General features: G+C 72.8%; 2 protein-coding genes. Both read left to right on the top strand.

Annotated features, from left to right (window positions below; all coding sequences use genetic code 11):
* On the top strand, window positions 1-2,361 hold a 2,361-nt coding region (locus AB0N31_RS36255; RefSeq protein WP_366062800.1), incomplete at its 5' end, for an SDR family NAD(P)-dependent oxidoreductase.
* A gap of 45 nt (window positions 2,362-2,406) precedes the next feature.
* Window positions 2,407-4,208 (top strand): type I polyketide synthase (locus tag AB0N31_RS36250; protein ID WP_366062799.1); only part of this gene is annotated, 1,802 nt, incomplete at its 3' end.

Here is a 4,208-nt window from a genome sequence, read left to right as displayed (position 1 = left end):
CTGCGCCGGGGTGAGGGGGGTCTGGGCCGGTTGTATGTGTCGCTGGGTGAGGCGTGGGCGCGTGGTGTCGCCGTGGACTGGACACCCGCCTTCGAAGGACTCTCCCCGCGCCGTGTCGACCTGCCGACCTACGCCTTCCAGCGGCGGCGGTACTGGCTGGAGACGCCGAAGGGCGGGCAGCAGGCGGCCGATCCGGTGGAGGAACAGTTCTGGCGCACGGTGGAGGAGGGCGACCTGCCGCAACTCGCCGCCACGCTCGGTGTCTCCGACCAGGACGGCCTGCACGCCGTCGTACCGGCACTGGCCGCCTGGCGGCGGTCACACCGGGAGCGCGCCACAGTGGACAACTGGCGCTACCGGGTGGTCTGGCGGCCCTACGAGCTGCCCGCCGTCGGCACCCTGAACGGCACCTGGCTCCTCGCCGTTCCCGAGACGTGGGCCGAGGACGAGCTGACAGTGCAAACGCGGAACGCACTGGAAGAGGCGGGCGCGAACGTCGTACGCCTCGCCGTGCCCGAAGCCGCGGATCGGACGGTTCTCGCCGAACGACTGGCTGCCGTCAGGTCTCCTGAGGAACCGCCCGCAGGCGTACTGTCGCTCCTCGCGCTGGACGACACACCCGACAAGCGGAGCAGCGGTGTCACGCGGGGTCTGCTGGCCTCCATGGCCCTGCACCAGGCGCTCGTGGACACTGGACTGACCACCCCCCTGTGGACGATGACCCGGGGAGCGGTCGCCGTCGACGCCGCCTCGGAGGCGCCGAACACAGGTCAGGCCGCCGTCTGGGGTCTGCTGCGGGTGGCCGCGCTCGACGACCCCGAGCGGTCCGGTGGCCTCGTGGACCTTCCTGCCGGGGACGGCGCGCACGACCTGCTGTCCCGTCTGCCGGCCCTGCTCGCCGCAGCCGACGCGGGAGACGGCGACTCAGGGGGCGGGGAGACGGAGTTCGCCGTGCGCGCCGGCGGTGTGCACGTCCGGCGCATGGTGCGCTCGCCCCGGGACGCGGAAACGACGGCCGCCGACAGCGTATGGAAGCCCCGCGGCACCGTCCTCATCACCGGCGGCACCGGCGCGCTCGGCTCCCACGTGGCCCGGGACCTGGCCCGTGAGGGCGCCGGACACCTGTTGCTCACCAGCAGGCGCGGCCCCGACGCCCCCGGTGCGGCCGAACTGGAGCGGGAGCTGACCGCCCTCGGCTGCCGCGTCACCATCGCCGCCTGTGACGTCGCCGACCGCGCCGCGCTCGCCGCCCTCCTGGCCGGCGTACCGGATGAACTGCCGCTCACCGCGGTCGTCCACACCGCCGGGGCCGTCGACCAGGCCAGGCCCCTCACCGAGATCGACGCGGACGAAGCGATCGACCTCATGCACGCCAAGGTCACCGGTGCCCAGCACCTGCACGACCTGCTGGGTGACCGTCCGCTGGACGTCTTCGTCCTGTTCTCCTCCGGCGCCGGCGTCTGGGGCAACGGCGGACAGGCACCCTACGCCGCCGCCAACGCCCACCTCGACGCACTCGCCGAGCGGCGCCGGGCCGCCGGTCTGCCCGCCACCTCGATCGCCTGGGGCGCCTGGGCGGGCGGTGGCATGGTCGACGCCGAGGTCGGGGAGCAGCTGCTGCGCCGGGGCGTGCCCGCGATGGAACCGCCCCTCGCCGTGCGGGCGTTGCGCGAGGCGGTCGCGGGCGCCGAGACGACGCTGGTCGTCGCCGACATCCGCTGGGACCGTTTCGTGCCGGCGTACTGCGCGCACGGCCACCGGCCGCTCATCGAGGACGTCCCCGAGGTCCGGGAGCTGCTGGCGGAGCGGCGTGAGGAGGAAACCGCCGAGCAGGGCGACGCCACGGCCGTCGCCGGACTGCGCGGCGAACTCGCCGCTCTGCCTCCCGCCAAGCGGCGGCGCCGCCTGGTCGAACTCGTCCGGACCCACGTCGGCACGGTGCTGGGCTCCGGCGACAACATCAGGGCGGGCAAGGCGTTCCGGGACATGGGCTTCGACTCGCTGACCGCGATCGAACTGCGCAACCGGCTCGGCGCCGCGCTCGGTACCCGGCTGCCCGCGACCATCGTCTTCGACCACCCCACACCGAACGCTCTGGCCGATCACCTCGACGCCGAGTTCTTCCCGGACGACGACTCCGGCCCCGTCCTCGACCCCCGGCTGCGGGAACTCGAAGCGGCCTACCGTGCCACGGCCGACCCGGACGGCAGGCAGCAACTCGCGGACGCCGTGCGCGACCTGCTGGACAGCTGGACGACACCCACCGGCGAGCCGGAGCACACGGCCGTCGACGAAGAACTGGTCGGCGCCTCCGACCAGGACATGTTCGACCTGATCGACAGGGAACTCGGGATCTCCTGAGCGGTCCCCCGACACGATCTCCCGATTCTCGAAGGGCTGACTGCCATGGGCAACAAGGACAACACCGAGGACAAGCTCCGCGAGTACCTCAAGCGCGTCACCACCGACCTGCGCCAGACGCGGCGCCGGCTCACCGACCTGGAGACGCGGGCGCACGAACCCATCGCCATCGTGGCGACCGCCTGCCGGATGCCCGGCGGCGTGCGCACCCCCGAGGACCTGTGGCAGGTCGTGGCCGACGGCGTCGACACCGTCTCGGACCTGCCGACCGACCGGGGCTGGGACATCGACGCTCTCTACGATCCGGACCCCGAACGACTCGGCACGAGCTACGTCCGCCAGGGCGCCTTCCTGTACGACGCCGCCGAGTTCGACGCCGGCTTCTTCGAGATCTCGCCGCGTGAGGCGACCGCGATGGACCCGCAGCAGCGGTTGCTGCTGGAGACCACCTGGGAAGCCTTCGAACGGGCCGGCATCGACCCGACCACCCTGCGTGGCAGCGACACCGGCGTCTTCATCGGTGCGAGCAACCAGGCTTACGCCGCCGACGGCACCGGCGCCCCCGAAGGCGTCGAGGGTCACCTGCTCACCGGCGGTTCCGCCGCCGTCCTGTCCGGCCGTATCGCCTACAGCCTCGGCTTCGAGGGCCCCGCCGTCAGCCTCGACACCATGTGCTCGTCCTCGCTGGTCGCCCTGCACCTCGCGGTCCGCGCCCTGCGTTCCGGCGAATGCTCCATGGCCGTCGCCGGTGGTGCCACCGTCATGGCCACCCTGCGCAACTTCATCGAGTTCAGCCGTCAGCGCGGTCTCGCGCCCGACGGCCGCTGCAAGCCGTTCGCCGCCGCAGCCGACGGCACCGGCTGGGGCGAGGGCGTGGGCGTGCTCCTGCTGGAGCGGCTGTCGGACGCGCGGGCGCACGGTCACCAGGTCCTCGCGGTGGTGCGCGGCTCCGCCATCAACCAGGACGGTGCGTCCAACGGGCTGACCGCGCCCAACGGTCCCTCGCAGCAACGGGTCATCCGCGCCGCCCTGGCGGACGCCGGTGTGCCGGCGGCGGACGTGGACGTCGTGGAGGCGCACGGCACCGGCACCAAGCTCGGTGACCCGATCGAGGCGCAGGCCCTCCTCGCCACCTACGGCCAGGACCGCGACGCCGATCACCCCCTCCTGATCGGCTCTCTGAAGTCCAACATCGGTCACACACAGGCCGCCTCCGGCATTGCCGGAGTCATCAAGATGGTCGAGTCCCTGCGGCACGACATCGTCCCCAAGTCCCTGCACGCGGACGAACTCACCCCCCACGTCGACTGGTCCTCCGGCACCCTGCGCCTGCTCACCGAGGCCGTCGAGTGGCCCGCGCACGACCGGCCGCGCCGCGTCGGCGTCTCCTCCTTCGGCGGCAGCGGCACCAACGCCCACATCATCCTCGAACAGGCTCCCGCCACACAGGAGTCGGAGGCCCCCACCAACGAGCGGCCCAACGCCGTCGTACCGTGGCTGCTGTCCGCGCGCTCGGAAGCTGCGCTGCGGGAACAGGCCCAGCGGCTCGTCGAGCGCGTGCAGTCCGCGGACCTCGGCGCCGCGGACGTCGCTCACACCCTCGCCACCGGCCGCGCCGCCCTGGAGGAGCGCGCGGTGGTCGTCGGCACCGACCGCGATGCCCTGCTGAACGCCTTGCGCGCACTCGCCCGCGACGAGCAGCCCGTCGGCACCGCACGCGGCCTGACCACGAGTCCCGGCGAGAGCGTCGACCCGGTGTTCGTGTTTCCGGGTCAGGGGGCGCAGTGGGCGGGTATGGCGGTGGAACTCCTCGATTCTTCGCCGGTGTTCGCGGCGCGGTTCGGGGA

It is taken from the genome of Streptomyces sp. NPDC051051 (assembly GCF_040682975.1).
Taxonomy (GTDB): domain Bacteria; phylum Actinomycetota; class Actinomycetes; order Streptomycetales; family Streptomycetaceae; genus Streptomyces.
This window is presented reverse-complemented; position numbering and strand designations above follow the sequence as displayed.